Annotated in this window: 15 protein-coding genes; 5 read left to right on the top strand and 10 right to left on the bottom strand. The window is 60.6% G+C overall.

The window, feature by feature from the left end; all coding sequences use genetic code 11:
- Window positions 1–181: 181 nt before the first annotated feature.
- Together J3P86_RS15835 and J3P86_RS15830 are read right to left on the bottom strand one after the other, a co-directional pair.
- Window positions 182–796 (bottom strand): DNA-3-methyladenine glycosylase family protein, encoded by a 615-nt coding sequence (locus J3P86_RS15835; protein WP_434698386.1) that lies wholly within the window; start codon window positions 794–796, stop codon window positions 182–184.
- A gap of 3 nt (window positions 797–799) precedes the next feature.
- Window positions 800–1,882, bottom strand: a complete 1,083-nt coding sequence (locus tag J3P86_RS15830; protein WP_434698385.1) for a bifunctional transcriptional activator/DNA repair enzyme AdaA — start codon at window positions 1,880–1,882, stop codon at window positions 800–802.
- Window positions 1,883–2,026: 144 nt separating this feature from the next.
- Between J3P86_RS15830 and J3P86_RS15825 the strand changes: the two genes are divergently transcribed.
- Complete coding sequence (locus tag J3P86_RS15825; protein WP_434698384.1) at window positions 2,027–2,518, top strand: hypothetical protein; 492 nt, start codon at window positions 2,027–2,029, stop codon at window positions 2,516–2,518.
- A gap of 78 nt (window positions 2,519–2,596) precedes the next feature.
- Here J3P86_RS15825 and J3P86_RS15820 read toward each other — a convergent pair whose 3' ends face one another.
- Entirely contained in the window at window positions 2,597–4,051 is a 1,455-nt protein-coding gene (locus J3P86_RS15820) for a TrkH family potassium uptake protein (protein ID WP_434630291.1), read from the bottom strand.
- A gap of 176 nt (window positions 4,052–4,227) precedes the next feature.
- Here J3P86_RS15820 and J3P86_RS15815 point away from each other — a divergent pair, with 176 nt between their 5' ends.
- Window positions 4,228–4,815, top strand: a complete 588-nt coding sequence (locus tag J3P86_RS15815) for a LysE family translocator (RefSeq protein WP_434601113.1) — start codon at window positions 4,228–4,230, stop codon at window positions 4,813–4,815.
- Between the two features lie 164 nt (window positions 4,816–4,979).
- Here the strand turns inward: J3P86_RS15815 and J3P86_RS15810 are convergent, their stop codons facing one another.
- Window positions 4,980–5,804, bottom strand: coding sequence for an AraC family transcriptional regulator (locus J3P86_RS15810; protein WP_434630293.1), 825 nt, complete (start codon window positions 5,802–5,804; stop codon window positions 4,980–4,982).
- A gap of 119 nt (window positions 5,805–5,923) precedes the next feature.
- Here J3P86_RS15810 and J3P86_RS15805 point away from each other — a divergent pair, with 119 nt between their 5' ends.
- The 3 genes from J3P86_RS15805 to J3P86_RS15795 all read left to right on the top strand — a co-directional run bounded on the left by J3P86_RS15805 (window position 5,924) and on the right by J3P86_RS15795 (window position 8,689).
- Window positions 5,924–6,895 carry a sensor domain-containing diguanylate cyclase gene (locus J3P86_RS15805; RefSeq protein ID WP_434601111.1) on the top strand — a complete coding sequence of 324 codons (972 nt, stop codon included), beginning with the start codon at window positions 5,924–5,926 and terminating at the stop codon, window positions 6,893–6,895.
- A 549-nt stretch (window positions 6,896–7,444) separates the two neighbouring features.
- Complete coding sequence (locus J3P86_RS15800) at window positions 7,445–8,269, top strand: lipid II-degrading bacteriocin (protein ID WP_434698383.1); 825 nt, start codon at window positions 7,445–7,447, stop codon at window positions 8,267–8,269.
- A 6-nt stretch (window positions 8,270–8,275) separates the two neighbouring features.
- Complete coding sequence (locus tag J3P86_RS15795; RefSeq protein ID WP_434698382.1) at window positions 8,276–8,689, top strand: hypothetical protein; 414 nt, start codon at window positions 8,276–8,278, stop codon at window positions 8,687–8,689.
- A gap of 54 nt (window positions 8,690–8,743) precedes the next feature.
- Here the strand turns inward: J3P86_RS15795 and fabI are convergent, their stop codons facing one another.
- Genes fabI through J3P86_RS15765 form a run of 6 tightly spaced genes read right to left on the bottom strand, consistent with a single transcriptional unit; the run spans window position 8,744 to window position 16,951 of the window.
- Window positions 8,744–9,538 (bottom strand): enoyl-ACP reductase FabI, encoded by a 795-nt coding sequence (gene fabI, locus J3P86_RS15790; RefSeq protein ID WP_003202751.1) that lies wholly within the window; start codon window positions 9,536–9,538, stop codon window positions 8,744–8,746.
- A 19-nt stretch (window positions 9,539–9,557) separates the two neighbouring features.
- The gene (locus J3P86_RS15785) at window positions 9,558–11,168 is read right to left on the bottom strand and encodes an ABC transporter ATP-binding protein (protein ID WP_434630296.1); all 1,611 of its coding nucleotides are present in this window, start codon (window positions 11,166–11,168) and stop codon (window positions 9,558–9,560) included.
- 1 nt (window position 11,169) lies between these two features.
- On the bottom strand, window positions 11,170–12,189 hold the full coding sequence (locus tag J3P86_RS15780; RefSeq protein ID WP_434630298.1) for an ABC transporter permease: 1,020 nt from the start codon (window positions 12,187–12,189) through the stop codon (window positions 11,170–11,172).
- Between the two features lies 1 nt (window position 12,190).
- Window positions 12,191–13,264, bottom strand: coding sequence for a microcin C ABC transporter permease YejB (locus J3P86_RS15775; RefSeq protein WP_434601108.1), 1,074 nt, complete (start codon window positions 13,262–13,264; stop codon window positions 12,191–12,193).
- Window positions 13,265–13,268: 4 nt separating this feature from the next.
- On the bottom strand, window positions 13,269–15,122 hold the full coding sequence (locus tag J3P86_RS15770) for an extracellular solute-binding protein (protein WP_434630300.1): 1,854 nt from the start codon (window positions 15,120–15,122) through the stop codon (window positions 13,269–13,271).
- Entirely contained in the window at window positions 15,119–16,951 is a 1,833-nt protein-coding gene (locus J3P86_RS15765; RefSeq protein WP_434698381.1) for an extracellular solute-binding protein, read from the bottom strand. Before J3P86_RS15765 ends, J3P86_RS15770 begins: the two co-directional genes overlap by 4 nt.
- Window positions 16,952–17,013 lie beyond the last annotated feature (62 nt).

The following is a 17,013-nucleotide window of genomic DNA, read 5'->3' as shown; positions in this document are numbered from 1 at the left end:
AACCTCCGGTGGATTGGAAATGGTTCAGTACAGCCTAGACGGTCGGCGTTTTTTGCCGGTTGAATTTATGTTGAATGTGCGGACGCCTTCGCGAGCAGGCTCGCTCCCACATTGGAATCGGGAAGTCCACAAATCCGCTGTGGGAGCGAGCCTGCTCGCGAAGGCGTTGGTATAGCCAGCATCACTTGGGCACCCGCCACAGGTACCACGCCGCCACCGTCCGATAAGGGCTCCAGGCCCGGCCGATTTCGCTCATCTGTCTGGAGCTCGGTTGGGTTTCCAGCGCCTTGAGCCGCCGATAACCCTCGCGAACCCCAAAATCATCCGCAGGCAGGATATCCAGCCGTTCCAGGCTATAGATCAACAGCATCTCCACGGTCCAGCGTCCGACGCCGCGCAGGGTGACCAGGCGCTTGATCAGTGCTTCATCGTCCATGGCCTGCGCCGTGGCGTAATCCGGCACGATGCCGTCCAGCGTGGCCTGGGCGATACCCAGGAGAGTGGCGATCTTGCTGGCTGAAAATCCACAACCGCGCAATTGCGCTGCATCAGTTGCCAGTATTTGCTCAGGCCCGGGAAACGTCCCCGATGGGTACAGCCCGAGCAGCCGGCCAATGATCGCATCCCCGGCCTTGGCGTGCAGTTGCTGATAGGCAATCGCCCGCATCAGCGCCTCATACGGATCCCGGGCCGGTTTGGGTTGCAGAAGGCAAGGACCGATCGACTCGATATGGCGCCGCCAGTCTTCGTCCAGGCCTGCCAGGAAAGTGCTCGCTTGCTGATAAGGCGCCGCCATCAGTCAAAACGCCAAAGGCAACGAAACCTGCACCGCGGCTCGCTCCAACCGTAATAGAAACGCCTTGCGCGGCTGACCGCCGCCATAGCCGGTCAAAGAGCCATCCGCCCCAATCACCCGGTGACAAGGAATGACGATGGCCAGGCGGTTCTGTCCATTGGCCAGGCCCACGGCGCGGCTGGCGCCAGGGCTGCCCAGTGCGTTGGCGACGACGCCGTAGCTGCGGGTTTCGCCGTAGGGGATTTTCTGCAGCTCGGCCCAGACCCTGGCCGCGAAGGCGCTGCCAGGCATGTGCAACGGGACGTTGAAAACCGTGAGCTTGCCGGCGAAATAGTCGGCCAGCTCGCTTTCGATCTGTTGCAGATGCGCATTGTGGCCCGGCGCAACCGTGTAGCCGTAGCGTTGCTGCAGTTCCTCCAGCTCCCTGGTCAAGGCCGGGCGATCAAGAAACTCCAGCAATACCAGGCCGCGACGTTCGGCCATGGCCAGCATCGGCCCCAATGGCGTGGTCAGGCGGGTAAACAGCAAGGGTTCGCTGAGGCCGGCGCGGCCTGGTGTGATGTGGAAGGATTTGACGAAGGCATCACGAAATCCGCTCAGGGACTCATAGCCGGAGTCGAACGCGGCGTTATCGATCGAGGCGCCTTCCTTGATTCCGCCCAGGGCGATGCCCAGGCGCCGGGTGCGCAGGTAGGCGTGGAAGGTCATGCCGAAATGCTGTTTGAACCAGCGGCGCAGTTTCAGCGGTTCGATGCCTTGTTCCAGCAGCAGGGCGTCGGTCCAGCGCAGGTCTGGTTCGGCGTCGACGGCTTTGAGCGATGCCTGGATCCAGTCCGGGGCAATGGCGGCGGCATCCAGCGGCTTGCAACGCAGGCAGGCCCGATAACCGGCCGACATCGCCTCGTCGGCGTGGGCAAAGAACTCGACGTTCTCCGGCTTTGGCTTGCGTGCCGTGCAGCTGGGGCGACAGAAAATACCGGTGGTCTTGACCGCGGTGAAGAAGACCCCCTCGTAGGTGGTGTCTCGTTCAAGCATGGCGCGGACCATCTCGGCGTGAGGCGGAAGCAGCGAGTGATGTAGGTTCATGGGCAGAGCATAGAACCGTGGCCGGGACGACTCCACCGAAAAATCGACAATGAATTCATGATCATTTGGTCGGATGCCCGCGAACAAAAATTGAACCTTCAAGTCTTAGAGGTTCACCCGCTGTTTTTGTCTTTCGGAGACATCATGTCCAAACACAAGAAATCCCTCATCGCCGTAGCTGTCTGTGCCTTGGCGCTCGGCGCCTCGGCTTTGTTGCCTGCCGACCTGTCACCTATCGGTTCGAGCTATGCCGCAGGCGGTGGCAACGGCGGTGGCGGCGGTAATGGAGGCGGTGGCGGCAATGGCGGAGGGAATGGCGGCGGCCACGGTGGCGGCGTGGGCGGCGGACAAGGCAATGGCCACGGTGGCAAGTCCAGCGACTCCAGCGGCCACGGCAAAGGACTGGCCAGTGATCACGCCGGTACCCGGACTCGCGATCATGGCCTGAGCGGCAAGCACACCGGCACCACCCGCACCGGTCGCACCAGCAAGGCGTCGGCGACGTCCGCCATTGCCAAGGACCGTGATACTCGCGGCTTGACCAAGGCCTCGGCGATTTCCGCCGCTACGCCGGGCACCCATAACACCAAGGGCTTGAGCAACGCGACCCGTTCATCGATGAAGAACGACCGCTGATTGCTTGAATGAAATCGCGAGGCCTGTTTCCGGGCCTCGCGATTTTTTTTCGTCTGGCGTTCAGTCCTGTTCGACGAGTCAGTACTTCCAGAACACCGGCGTGAACAGCACCAGCACCGTCAGGATTTCCAGCCGTCCCAGCAGCATGCCGATGGTCAGCAGCCATTTTGCCGCATCCGGCAAGGTCGAGAAGTTGCCGGCCGGGCCGATGATGTTGCCCAAGCCCGGACCCACGTTGCAGACGGCAGTGGCGGCACCGGTCAAGGCGGTCGTCCAGTCCAGGCCGATCAGGGCCAGACCCAGGGCGATGGCGCCGATCGTGATGGTGAAGAAGAACGAGAACGTCAGCAGCGAGCGAACGATTTCCTCGTCGATGGGATGGTTGTTGTATTTCTTCTGGATCACCGCCCGGGGATGGATCAGCTGCTTCAAACTGCCCATCAGCAGCACCCTGGCGACTTGAAAGCGAAAAATCTTCAGGCCCCCGGCCGTGGATCCCGAACAGCCGCCGACGAACGTCAGGTAGAAGAACAGCAGCAGGGCAAAGCTGCCCCACAGCGTGTAGTCACCCAGCGCCACGCCAGTGGTCGTGACGACAGAGGTAACGTTGACCGCCACGATACGGACCGCGTCCCACCACGCGTGATCGCTGTTAAGGCTCAGCCAGGTACCCACCAGCAGCCATGTAACGACCAGGAAACCGATGAAGCCCCTGACTTGCTGGTCCTTGAGCAGGGCGCGCCGATGGCCCCGCAATGTCGCGACATACAGCGTGAAGGGCAGCGATCCGGCCATCATGACGACCACTGACACCCAATGAACCGCCGGTTGCGGCCAGTGCGCCAGGGACGCATCGGAGGTGGAAAAGCCTCCGGTGGAAATCAGCGACATCGCATGGTTGATCGCTTCGAAAGGCGTCATCCCCGCAAGCCACAGCCCCAACGTCGAGAGAGCGGTCAAGCCGATGTAGATCCACAGGATGTAATTGGCCGCGACGTGAGAGCGCGGCGTGACTTTCTCCGACCAGTCCGAAGATTCGGTCTGGAACAGCCGCATGCCGCCGACCCGCAGCAGCGGCAGGACCGCCACGGCCATGCCGATAAAGCCGATTCCGCCGAGCCAGTGCAGCATCGACCGCCAGATCAACAGGCCGGGCGATGCGCTATCCAACCCGGTCAGGATGGTCGAGCCGGTGGTGGTGATGCCTGACATGGTCTCGAAAAATGCATCGGTGTAGCTGATGTGCTGGATGAACACCATCGGCAGGGCGGCGAATGCGCAGACAATTACCCAACTGGCGGTGGTGAGCAGGTACATTTCCCTGGGGCGCATCTGGACGTGGTCCGGCCTTCCACGGGCCACCAGTGCCACACCGCACACGAAGGTGATCAGGCTCGACCATAGAAATGCCGACAAGTCATCGTTGCGCTCGTAGAACATCAGCGTAAACAGCGGAATCGCCATGCTGATCGCAAGGGTGATCAGGAAAATCCCGAGGATAAAACCGATGAGACGCAGAACCGCTATAGACATGGATGACGCCTGATTCAAAGAGCTGCCCAGTATCGATTTGGTGAATCGCTTGCCGCGTAAAATTTGCGTAAAAAAATGAAGCGGAAGTGCTCGACGACAAAGGCAGTTTTCTTCAATACCCGAGCAGGCGACCCCTTTACCTTGGGGCCTCTTTCCTGAACTGAAGAAGATATGTGATGAGCTTGATATTTTCCATGGCCACCTTTGCCCTGGTGGCTTCCATTACTCCGGGCCCGGTCAATATCGTCGCCCTCAGCTCTGGTGCCCGATATGGATTTCGCGCAACCTTGCGCCATGTCGCCGGCGCCACCCTCGGGTTCGTCCTGCTGCTGGTCTTGATGGGATTGGGGTTGCATGAAGTATTGCAACGCTGGCCTGGGCTCACGCGTGTGGTGCAACTGGCTGGCGTGGCGTTCCTCTTGTACATGGCCTGGAAACTGGCGGTGGACAACGGCGAGCTGGGTGACCGGGACGAGGGGCGCGCGCCTTCGATGTTCCATGGCGCGTTGATGCAGTGGCTCAACCCCAAGGCGTGGCTGGCTTGCGTGGCGGGGATGGGCGCCTTCGTGGCCGACGGCGAGGCGCGGCTGGTGTGGCAGTTTGCGGCGATCTACCTGGTCATCTGCTATGTCTCGGTGGGTTGCTGGGCCTATGCGGGCAGCTTTCTGCGCACGTGGCTGGGTAACCCGGCGACCATGCGCCTGTTCAATCGATTGATGGCGGCGTTGTTGGTGGCGAGCGCGGTGTATCTGTTGTTGCCTTGAGTCAACCCGTCCTTGCGGTTGGAGCGCTGTTGTGGCGAGGGGATTTATCCCCGCTGGGGCGCGAAGCGGCCCTATTGATCTGCCTGCACATCCCAACGTCTGGTTTTAGGACTGCTTCGCAGTCCAGCGGGGATAAATCCCCTCGCCACAACAGCGGGGCCTTATCAGCCGCGATACTGCCCGGGGGTAGCCGCCAGGTGTTGCTTGAACGCCCGTTGGAAGTGCGCCTGATCGGCAAACCCGCTGTCCAGCGCCACATCGGCAATCAGCTTGCCCTCGCGCAGTTGACGGCGGGCGAACTGGATGCGCCGGTTGATCAGGAAGGCGTGCGGTGTCATGCCGTAGTGGCGCTTGAAAGCCCGGCTCAAATAGGATGGCGAAAGCTGCGCGAAGGCACAGATATCCTCAAGCTTGAGGGCTTCGGTGCAATGGTCGTGAATGAACTGCGCCGCCCGCATCAGCGCCGGGTGGCTGCCACGCTCCGGGCGTCCGGCCGGGTTGAGTCGATGCTGGAGATCGGTGAAAAACACTTCGGCGGCGACTTGCTTGCCACTGGTATCGATATGTTCAGCCACCAGCGTTTCGTAGAGCCCGCACAGGCCGGAGAAAAGCGCGACATCACGGCTATGGGTTGTGCCGAATGCCTGGAAGTCCAGCGAGGGGTCAAAGCCGATACGGCGTTGTAGATCCCGCAGCCATTGGGTATCGACATACAGCATCACATAAGACCAGGGCTGATCGTCGATCGGATTGCAAGCATGGACGTCGCCGGGATTCATCAGCACTACCGTGCCGCTCTGGACCTGGAACCGCGATTGTTCGTGCAGGTAGGTGCTGCGTCCGGCGGTGATCGCGCCGATGGAAAAGTGATCATGGGAATGCCGCGAATAACAGACCTTGCGGCCATCGGCGATGGCCCGGGCCTCGATGAAAGGCAGCGCCGCGTCGCGCCAGAAGCGTGGGGCGGCGTCGTGGTTGGCGGGCTTCATCAGGCAATGTCCTGTTTTATTGGCTGTGCCTGAGTGTATGCGTCCGTGCCGGAAAATGCCCGTTCGAGTTTGCTCCGGTCTGGGCTAGACTCTGATGAGTTCCGCCAACGGAGTTACCGATGCTTGCGCCAGGCAAACCTGACAACGAAGCCGTTCGCCTCAAACAATTGCAGTCGCTCAAGCTGCTCGATACCCCTCCCGAGGAGCGGTTTGACCGCCTGACCCGTCTTGCCCGGCGTCTGTTCAACGTGCCGATCGCCCTGGTGTCGCTGGTGGACGCCAATCGGCAATGGTTCAAGTCAAGCGCCGGCCTGGAAGCCAGTGAGACCCCGCGCGAGGTGTCGTTCTGCGGGCATGCGATCTTGCAGGACGAGATCCTGGAGATTTGCGACGCGGAACAGGACGTGCGGTTCCACGATAATCCGTTGGTCAAGGGCCAACCTGGCATCCGCTTCTATGCGGGGCATCCGCTGGGGCTGGATGATGGCAGCAAGATGGGCACCCTGTGCTTGTTGGACACCCGGCCGCGCACCCTCAACGACGACGAACGCGAGCTGCTGCGCGATCTGGCGAGCATGGCCGAGCAGGAGCTGGTTGCCGTGCAGATGGCCAGCATGGATGAATTGACGCTGCTGTCCAATCGGCGCGGCTTCATGACGCTGGCCCAGCACGCGCTGAGTGTCTGCAGCCGTCTTTCGCGGCCGGCGACACTGCTGTTTTTCGATCTCAACGACTTCAAGCCGATCAACGATCGCTTCGGGCACGCGGAAGGCGACGGCGCGCTGAAGACGTTCGCCGACGTATTGCGCATTGCCTTTCGTGAAAGCGACGTGATCGGTCGCATGGGCGGAGACGAGTTCGTCGCCCTGCTCACCGGCGCCTCCCATGTCGAGACGACGGCGATCATGGCACGGCTCAGGGAAATGCTCGACGAGCGCAACATAACGTTGCAGCGCGGCTATGACATCGATTTCAGCGTGGGCCAGATCGAATACGACCCCGAGCGACATGAGTCGATCGACAGCCTGCTGGCAGAGGCGGATGCGGCGATGTATGCGCAGAAGCAGGGACGGCGCAATAGCCCAAACTGATTGAGCTGCCCCCCGACATCACCCTCAACTGACCCACCGTCTTCGCGAGCAGGCTCGCTCCCACACGGTCTCGAGTTGTGCCTGACACTCCGGATGGCGCAGAACCACTGTGGGAGCGAGCCTGCTCGCGAAGAGGCCAGCCCATTCAGCATCCCTGTCAACTGACCCACCGCCTTCGCGAGCAAGCTCGCTCCCACAGGATTTTGTGTTGTGCCTGGATGCTCCTAGTGGCGCAGCTCCACTGTGGGAGCGAGCTTGCTCGCGAAGAGGCCAGCCCATTCAGCATCCCGTCGACTGATGCACCGCTATCGCGAGCAAGCTCGCTCCCACAGGATTTTGTGTTTTTCCTGAATGCTTCGGATGGCGCAAATGCATTGTGGGATGAATGGTCCAGCTCCACTTTGGAGGCATTCAGCAGTGATGCAGGTAGCCGACGCGACGCTATATATATGTACCGCACAAGGGGGAGCGGAGGTACTCAGAATGAGCTTTGCATCATGTTTGCAGACCCATGACCGCAGCCTTACCTCCATCTGACTGGTACCCCTTATGAATAACGAATTGCCCCTGACATTTGTTTATCCCGAAGAATTTGGCACGTCACGCGGAAGTGGAAGGGGGCTCCCATTCCCTGCGCCGCTGGCGATGATTGGAAAAATGATCCAAGAGCGCAACGTGGCTTACGAACGGGGTCATTGGCCTCAGATGCTTGGACGTCATCTCGTAGCCATGCGCAATAATCGACCGGTTCGTTATGGCTTGGACGGCTTCATCATTGGTGATTTGAAGGTTGCCCATGGTTCTGATCTGTTAATGCTGAAGAGTCCCGGGCTTGGCACTGCAGACGCTTGGAAGCTGGGAGTTAAAGAAGGAACCAAGATAACTGCCATTGAACAGCTGGCGGTCGAGCAAGAGTTTTCCGGAGGCGTTTTCACGCCCTTCAAAGCTATCGGTCATTGGTTACTTGGCAAGGGCAAACCTGCAAGCGTTCGACTCGACAGAATTGGAATCAGCCCAGCACCGAACAAGATTCCCGACCTGATGGCGATTATCAATACCGCGGGAATAGGGGTAACCAGTGTCAATATGAGAGTTCCCTATTCCACGGCTCAGGATTCGAATATCGCAAGGATCTACCTTGGAAACATCACGCTTCAAATAACCGGTCAGGTGATCCGTAACACCTCAGGTAGCCTGTCGTTTACAGGGACTGCCAAGGGTTTTTCGGATCGTTATGACGCAAATGCCAGCAATCATCGTTCGGTATTTGATGAAAAAGCGACCACGGCACTGCATCAAGTGGGGCGCGTTGCCCGAGCGCAGGACTATGAAATACGAATTACCGGCGAGCTTCCGATCAATTTTTCAAGGTGACCCACCATGATACGCAGCGAGAAAAGACTGGGCGCCGCTATCCTTTGCCTATTGGCGGCCTGTGCACTGCTGTTTTTCTTTGCCGCAGACAGCGTGGTGGAGAATCCCGCAGATCTCACCGACACCCGGGGTGTTCCCGCTGTTTCGATCTACCTGGTCTTGCTGATGATATTGGCTTCGGCATCATTGGCCCTGACCGGAATAGGCAGTATCGCCCAGCGGTTTCTCAGGCGCCGGTCTTTCAGACTGCGTATCAGCGTGTATGTGCTTGCCAATATTCCCCTTGTTTTAACGTCGCTCCTGGGGGTGTTGGTCTCCTTGGCCTACCTGTATGACGCCGTGTCCGGATTAATAGCGGCGTTGTTGTTCCTGCTCGCCTTTGCCTTCGTGTTGTTGGCCATCCCCCCAAAGCCGCAATAAAAAACGCCGCTTGGCCTTTCCAGGGCAAGCGGCGTTTTATTGCAACGTGAAGATTTACTCTTCGATGTTGCCCATGGCGGTGGTGTTGAAGCCGCCGTCCACGTACATGATTTCACCGCTGATGCCCGACGCGAGGTCCGAGCACAGGAAGGCGCCGGCGTTGCCGACTTCTTCGATGGTGACGTTGCGACGCAGCGGGGTTTGCGCTTCGTTGGCGGCCAGCATCTTGCGGAAGTTCTTGATGCCGGAAGCGGCGAGGGTGCGGATCGGGCCGGCAGATACGCAGTTCACGCGGGTGCCGTCCGGGCCCAGGGAGCCGGCCAGGTAGCGAACGCCAGCTTCCAGGGAGGCCTTGGCCATGCCCATGACGTTGTAGTTCGGCATGGTGCGCTCGGCGCCCAGGTACGACAGGGTCAGCAGGCTGCCGTTGCGGCCTTTCATCATCTCGCGACCGGCCTTGGCCAGGGCCACGAAGCTGTAGGCGCTGATGTCGTGGGCAATGCGGAAACCTTCACGGGTGGTGGCTTCGGTGAAGTCGCCATCCAGTTGGTCGCCCGGGGCGAAGCCCACGGAGTGCACGATGCAGTCCAGGCCATCCCACTTCTTGCTCAGTTCTTCGAAGACCTTGGCGATTTCTTCATCGCTGGCGACGTCGCACGGGAAGCACAGCTCAGGGCTCGAACCCCAGCCTTGCGCGAACTCTTCGACACGACCCTTGAGTTTGTCGTTCTGATAAGTGAAGGCAAGCTCAGCGCCCTCGCGATGCATGGCGGCAGCGATGCCGGATGCGATGGACAGCTTGCTGGCGACACCGACGATCAGTACGCGCTTACCGGCGAGAAAACCCATGTGTTGCTCCTCTTTCAGGTTATTCGGCAGTTGTCGGGGCCAGGAAAGCGGCCTCCAGCAACTGCTGTGTATAGGGGTGTTGCGGCGCGGCGAATATGCTGCGGGCATCACCTTGTTCGACCACTTGGCCATGCTTGACCACCATCAACTGGTGGCTCAGCGCTTTGACGACAGCCAGGTCATGGCTGATAAACAGGTACGTCAGGTTGTACTTGGTTTGCAATGACCGCAACAGCTCCACCACCTGGCGTTGCACGGTACGGTCCAGGGCCGACGTTGGTTCGTCCAGCAGAATCAACGCCGGCTTGAGCACCAGGGCCCGGGCAATGGCGATGCGCTGCCGTTGCCCTCCGGAAAATTCGTGGGGGTAGCGGTTCCGGGTTTCCGGGTCCAGGCCTACCTCCTTTAATGCCGCGATTATCGCTTGTTCCTGTTCGGCTTCGGTGCCGATCTTGTGGATCCGCAGTCCTTCGCCGACGATCTGGCTCACACACATCCGCGGGCTCAGGCTGCCAAACGGGTCCTGAAACACCACTTGCATCTCCCGGCGCAACGGCCGGACTTGCTGTTGCGACAGGCTATCGAGCTGCTTGCCCTCGAAGCGGATCCCGCCCTGGCTGCCGATCAACCGCAAGATCGCCAGCCCCAGCGTGGACTTGCCGGAACCGCTCTCGCCGACGATGCCCAGGGTCTGGCCCTGGGGCAGGCTGAAGCGGATTCCGTCCACCGCCTTGATGTAATCCGTCGTGCGCTTGAACAGGCCTTTCTTGATCGGGAACCAGACTTTCAGGTCCTCGACCTCCAGCAGCGGCGGGCCGACCACGTTGGTCGCCGGGTTGCCGCTGGGCTCGGCGGCCAGCAATTCCCGAGTGTACGGATGTTGCGGCGCGCGGAACAACTCTGCGCACGATGCCTGTTCGACGATGCAACCGCGCTGCATGACACATACGCGATGCGCAATTCTTCGCACCAGGTTCAAATCGTGGCTGATCAGCAGCAGCGACATGCCCAGGCGCGCCTGCAAATCCTTGAGCAGATCGAGGATTTTCAGCTGCACGGTGACGTCCAGCGCGGTGGTCGGTTCGTCGGCTATCAGCAGTTCCGGCTCGTTGGCCAGGGCCATCGCGATCATCACCCGCTGACGCTGGCCACCGGACAGTTCGTGGGGCAACGCCTTGAGCCGTTTGTGCGGTTCGGGGATGCCGACCAGTTCCAGCAGCTCAAGGGAGCGACGGGTGGCGACCTTGCCGGTCAGGCCCTTGTGGATGCCGAGCACTTCATTGAGCTGTTTTTCAATGCAGTGCAGCGGGTTCAGGGAAGTCATCGGCTCCTGGAAAATCATCGCGATCCGATTGCCACGGATATGGCGGATGGTCTTTTCCTTGAGGCCCAGCAGATTCTGGCCGGCGTACTGGATGGTCCCGGTCGGGTGGTGGGCCAGCGGGTAGGGCAGCAAGCGCAGGATCGAATGGGCCGTCACCGACTTGCCCGAGCCGCTTTCACCCACCAGCGCGAGGGTTTCGCCGCGCTTGATGTCGAAGCTGACGCCCTCGACCACGCGCTGGCGGCGTTCGCCAACGATGAATTCCACCGCCAGGTCGCGTACTTCGATCAGATTGTCCTGGTTCATTTCACTTCCTCGGATCGAAGGCATCGCGAGCGGACTCGCCGATGAACACCAACAGGCTCAGCATGATCGCCAGCACGGCGAATGCGCTGATGCCCAGCCAGGGCGCCTGCAGATTGGACTTGCCCTGGGCCACCAGCTCGCCGAGGGATGGTGCTCCGGCCGGCAGGCCGAAACCGAGAAAATCCAGGGCGGTGAGGGTGCCGATGGCGCCGGTGAGGATGAACGGCATGAAGGTCATGGTCGAGACCATGGCGTTGGGCAGGATGTGGCGGAACATGATCGCGCCATTTTGCATGCCCAGCGCTCGCGCGGCGCGCACGTATTCGAGGTTGCGCCCGCGCAGGAACTCGGCGCGCACCACATCCACCAGGCTCATCCAGGAAAACAGCAACATGATGCCCAGCAGCCACCAGAAGTTCGGCTGGACGAAGCTGGCGAGAATGATCAGCAGATAGAGCACCGGCAGCCCGGACCAGATTTCCAGGAAACGCTGGCCGGCCAGGTCTACCCAGCCGCCATAGAAGCCCTGCAACGCACCGGCGATCACCCCGATGATCGAGCTGAGCACCGTCAGCGTGAGCGCGAACAGCACCGAGATGCGAAAGCCATAGATGACCCGCGCCAGCACGTCGCGGCCCTGGTCATCGGTGCCCAGCCAGTTCACCGACGAGGGCGGTGCCGGGGCCGGGACCTTCAAGTCGTAATTGATGCTCTGGTAGCTGAATGGAATCGGTGCCCACACGACCCAGGCGTCCTTGGCGGCGAGCAACTCGCGGATATACGGGCTCTTGTAGTTGGCCTCCAACGGGAATTCGCCGCCGAACGTCGTTTCCGGGTAACGCTTCAGGGCCGGGAAGTACCAGCCGCCGTCGTAGTGCACCACCAGTGGCTTGTCGTTGGCAATAAGCTCGGCGCCCAGGCTGAGCACGAACAAGAACAGAAACAGCCACAACGACCACCAGCCACGCTTGTTGGCCTTGAACAGTTCGAAACGGCGACGATTGAGAGGAGAGAGGTTCATCTCAATGCTCCCGGCTTTCGAAGTCGATACGCGGATCGACGAAGGTATAGGTCAGGTCGCCGATCAGTTTCACTACCAGCCCCAGCAGGGTAAAGATGAACAGTGTGCCGAAGACCACCGGGTAATCACGGTTGATGGCGGCTTCGAAGCTCATCAACCCGAGGCCGTCGAGGGAGAAGATCACTTCCACCAGCAGCGAGCCGGTAAAGAAGATCCCGATGAACGCCGAAGGGAAACCGGCAATCACCAGCAGCATGGCGTTGCGAAATACATGCCCGTAGAGCACCCGGTTGCGCGTCAGCCCCTTGGCCTTGGCGGTGACCACGTACTGCTTGTTGATTTCATCGAGGAAACTGTTCTTGGTCAGCAGCGTCATGGTGGCAAAGTTGCCGATCACCAGGGCGGTGACGGGCAAGGCCAGGTGCCAGAAATAATCGAGGATCTTGCCGCCCAGGCTCAGCTCCTCGAAATTGTTCGACGTCAGGCCCCGTAATGGAAACCAGTCGAAATAGCTGCCGCCGGCAAACACCACGATCAGCAGGATGGCGAACAGGAACGACGGGATCGCGTAGCCGATGATGATCGCCGAGCTGGTCCACACGTCGAAATGGCTGCCGTGCCGCGTGGCCTTGGCAATCCCCAGCGGGATCGACACCAGGTACATGATCAGCGTGCTCCACAGCCCGAGGGAGATCGACACCGGCATCTTTTCCTTGATCAGGTCGATGACCTTGGCGTCGCGGAAAAAGCTGTCGCCAAAGTCCAGGCGGGCGTAGTTCTTGATCATGATCCACAGGCGTTCGGGGGCCGACTTGTCGAACCCGTACATGCGCTCGATTTCCTTGACCAGTGCCGGATCCAGGCCTTGGGCGCCGCGGTAGGAGGAGCCGGCCACTGACACTTCCGCGCCGCCGCCGGCGATGCGGCTGGTAGCGCCTTCGAAACCTTCGAGCTTGGCGATCATCTGTTCCACCGGCCCACCGGGCGCGGCCTGGATGATCACGAAGTTGATCAGCAGGATGCCGAACAGGGTCGGGATGATGAGCAGCAGGCGCCGAAAAATATAAGCCAGCATCAGGTTACTCCACGCTCACAGGGGCGGCGACTTGCTGCTCGATCACTTGTTTTTCCACTTCTTCGGCCGGCTTGATGTCCGGTTTGACCCACCACGTGGTAGTGCCGATGTCGTAGGTCGGGGTGATTTCAGGGTGGCCTATGTGGTTCCAGTAGGCCACGCGCCAGGTCTTGATGTGCCAGTTGGGGATCACGTAGTAGCCCCACTGCAGCACCCGGTCCAGCGCCCGGGCATGGGCTACCAGGCTTTTGCGCGAATCGGCGTTGATCAACTGTTCCACCAACTGGTCGACGGCCGGGTCCTTCAGGCCCATGGTATTGCGGCTGCCAGGCTTGTCCGCGGCAGCCGACATCCAGAACTCGCGCTGCTCGTTACCCGGCGAGCTGGACTGCGGGAAGCTGCCCACCACCAGATCGAAGTCCCGGGAGCGCACGCGGTTGATGTACTGGGACACGTCGACGCGGCGAATCACCAGCTCGATGCCGAGGTCGCTCAGGTTGCGCTTGAAGGGCAGCAGCACCCGCTCGAATTCGGTCTGGGCCAGGAGGAATTCCAGCACCACCGGTTTGCCCTGGGCGTCGACCATCTTGTCGTCGACGATGCGCCAGCCGGCCTCTTGCAACAATTGATAGGCCTTGCGCTGCTGGTCGCGGATCATGCCGCTGCCATCGCAGACCGTCGGCTGGAAGGTTTCGCTGAAAACCTGTTCGGGAATCTTGCCGCGCAGCGGTTCGAGAATCTTCAATTCGTCTTCGCCGGGCAGGCCGGTCGCGGCCATTTCCGAGTTCTCGAAATAGCTGCGGGTGCGGGCGTAGGCACCGTGGAACAACTGCTTGTTGGTCCATTCGAAGTCCAGCAACAGGCTCAACGCCTGGCGCACCCGCACGTCCTGGAAGATCGGGCGGCGCAGGTTGTAGACAAAACCCTGCATGCCGGTGGGGTTGCCGTTGGGGATCTGTTCCTTGATCAGGCGGCCTTCGCTGACGGCGGGAATGTTGTAGGCGTTGGCCCAGTTCTTGGCAGCCATCTCCAGCCAGAAATCGAATTGCCCGGCTTTCAATGCCTCTACCGCCACGGTGTTGTCGCGGTAGTAATCCGTGGTCAGTACGTCGAAATTGTAGAAGCCGCGGTTGACCGCCAGGTCCTTGCCCCAGTAATCCTTGACGCGCTCGTAGCGGATCGAACGCCCCGCCTTCACTTCGGTGACCCGGTAGGGGCCGCTGCCGAGAGGGATCTCCAGGTTGCCCTTGTTGAAGTCGCGGTTGGCCCACCAGTGCTTGGGCAATACCGGCAATTGGCCGAGGATCAGCGGCAGTTCGCGGTTATTGGTGTGCTTGAACTTGAACAGGACCTTGAGTGGCGTCTCGGCGACGACTTCGGCGACGTCGTTGTAATAACCGCGGAACATCGGTGCGCCGTCCCTGGTCAGGGTCTCGAAGCTGAACACGACGTCTTCGGCGCGCACCGGATGGCCGTCGTTGAAGCGGGCTTCGGGGCGCAGGTAGAAGCGCACCCAGCCATTGTCCGGGGCCTTCTCGATCTTTTCGGCGATCAGGCCGTACTCGGTAAAGGGCTCGTCGAGGCCTTGCTTGGCCAGGGTGTCGTAGATCAGGCCGATATCCTCGGCCGGTACGCCCTTGCTGATAAACGGGTTGAGGCTGTCGAAGCCGCCGAACCCGCCCTGACGGAATATCCCGCCCTTGGGGGCATCCGGGTTCACGTAGTCGAAATGCTTGAAGTCGGCCGGGTACTTCGGCGGCTCGTTATACAACGTCAAGGCGTGTTGCGGCGCGGCACAGGCCAGCCCTGCGAATAACAGGCCGCTGGCCTGCAGGAGCAGGGCGCGTAAAGGCTTCATTGATCTTTCTCCGAAGATTTCAGCCACCATGCGCTCAGGCCCAGGGTGTAGGGCGGCGTAGTGACGAAGGCGAACCGGTTGCGGTACGCCAGGCGATGATAATTGAGATACCAGTTGGGAATGCAGTAATGCTGCCATAGCAGCACGCGGTCCAGGGCCTTGCCGGCGGCGACCTGTTCGTCGCGAGTCTGGGCGGCGAGCAGCTTCTCCAGCAGGTGATCGACCACGGGGTTGGCGATGCCCGCATAGTTTTTACTGCCCTTGATCCCGACCTGGCTGGAGTGGAAATACTGCCATTGCTCAAGGCCCGGGCTGAGGGTCTGGCTCAGGGTCAGCAGGATCATGTCGAAATCGAACTGGTCCAGGCGCTGCTTGTACTGGGCGCGGTCCACCGTGCGCAGACGGGCCTGGACGCCGATGCTGGCGAGGTTCTCGACGTAGGGCTGGAGGATGCGCTCCAGGTTCGGGTTCACCAACAGGATTTCAAAGCGTAGGGGCTGCTTGTCGGCGTTCAGCAAGTACTGGCCGTGGAGGGTCCATCCGGCTTCTTTCAACAGGCCCAGGGCCTTGCGCAGTGTCTCGCGCGGAACGCCGCGACCGTCGGTGCGAGGCAGGCTGAAGGGTTCGGTCAGCAACCGGGGCGGCAATTGTTCGCGATAGGGCTTGAGCAGCAGCCATTCGTGGCCCACGGGCAGGCCCGTGGCCGAAAACTCACTGTTGGGGTAATAGCTGAGTGTGCGTTTGTAGGCACCGCTGAACAGCGTGCGGTTGGTCCATTCGAAATCGAACATCAATCCCAGGGCTTCGCGCACCTTGACCTCGGCGAAGGTGCTGCGCCGCGTGTTCATGAACAGGCCCTGGGTCTGGGTCGGAATCTGATGGGGAATCTGCGCCTTGATCACATCGCCACGGTTGATCGCCGGGAAGTTGTAGCCGTTGGCCCAGTTCTTGGCCTGGTGTTCGATGTAGATATCGAATTCACCGGCCTTGAACGCTTCGAAGGCCACCTCGCTGTCGCGGTAGAACTCGACGACCATGCGGTCGTAGTTGTATTTGCCGCGATTGACCGGCAGGTCCTTGCCCCAGTAGTCCTTGACCCGTTCGAAGACCAGCTGGCGACCGGGCTGCACCTTGGTGATGCGATAAGGGCCACTGCCCAGGGGAGGCTCGAAGGTGGTCGCCTTGAAGTCGCGGTCTTTCCAGTAGTGCTGGGGCAGCACCGGCAGTTCCCCCAGGCGCAGGATCAGCAAGGGATTGCCCGCACGCTTGAAGACAAAGCGGATTTTCAGCGGATTGAGGATATCGACCCGCAGCACTTCCTGCAGGTTGGTGCGGTATTGCGGATGACCTTCCTTGAGCAGCGTCCTGTAGGAAAACGCCACGTCATAAGCGGTGATCGGCACGCCGTCATGGAACCGCGCCTCTGGCCGCAGGTTGAACACCACCCAGCTACGATCCTCGCTGTATTCCACGGATCGGGCGATCAAGCCGTAGCTCGACGTCGGTTCGTCGCCGGACGGTGCGTACTGGCCGGTGCCAACCATCAACGGCTCGTTCAATTCATTGATGCCGTATTGCAGGAAATTTGCCGTGGAAACCGGGCTGCTGCCCTTGAAGGTATACGGATTGAGTGTGTCGAAGGTGCCAAATGCCATGACCCGCAAGGTGCCGCCCTTGGGCGCTTGCGGGTTGACCCAGTCGAAGTGGGTGAATCTGGCCGGGTACTTGAGCGTGCCGAACTGCGCATAGCCATGGCTTTCGCTGATGGTGGCGCCGGCGGGGGAGCTCAAGGCCAGGCTGATCAGGAACAGGAGGGGGGGACGTATCAAGTCTGAGATCCGATCCAGGCGGCTTGGGCTTTTATGGCCTGTACAGTAACAGCTTGTATCGG

This window comes from Pseudomonas sp. D1-1 (assembly GCF_051132225.1).
Lineage (GTDB): Bacteria > Pseudomonadota > Gammaproteobacteria > Pseudomonadales > Pseudomonadaceae > Aquipseudomonas.
This window is presented reverse-complemented; position numbering and strand designations above follow the sequence as displayed.